Source organism: Vibrio sp. D173a (assembly GCF_030248475.1).
The window spans coordinates 1-593 of record NZ_JAHGAH010001381.1 but is presented as its reverse complement, the minus strand read 5'-3'; the positions used below and the strand labels follow the sequence as shown (position 1 = coordinate 593).

The 593-nt window shown below is 45.9% G+C and carries 1 pseudogene; it reads right to left on the bottom strand.

What is annotated here, in order from left to right:
* Positions 1-75: 75 nt before the first annotated feature.
* Positions 76-593, bottom strand: a pseudogene (locus tag KIV40_RS33505) (porin); the annotation flags it as partial.

Genomic DNA, 593 nt, shown 5'->3' with positions numbered 1-593 from the left:
TAGCATGTGCTTAGGACAGTATCCTAAGAGGGGTAAGACTCTTAGGAGTAAAGACTATGCTGAATTAGTAATGGCTTATAGGTAGTAACGAGCACCGATAGTCCATTTGTCGTCAGACTTGTAGCCAGATTCGCTGTTTAGGTCGAACTGGTAAGCAGTGTAACCAACGATGTTGCTAGTGAAGTTGTACTCGGCTTGTAGTGCTAGCTCTTCACGTGCAGTCTCAGTCGTTGCACCTTTCGTTAGCTCACCTTCAACTACTTCGTAGTTCACGCTTAGGTTTAGGCTGTTTGAAAGACCGTACGCTGCTAATAGCTCGTATGCAGTGCTCTCTTCTAGAGTTGTACCTTTTGCTAGGCCAGCGTTCATGTTTTCGTTAGACGCGTAGATACCCGCAACGTAAAGGCCAGAACCGTATGTACCGTATGCTGCAGAAACTAGGTGAGATTCAGCTGTGCTAGATTTACCAGATGCAGTGTAATCGCCAGTGTTGAATGCGTAACCTAGCTTAACGCCTGCAATTGAGTAACCTAGAGTCGCTTGTACACGGTCACCGTATTTTACAGTGCTACGAGTAACAGTTACTTCACCTG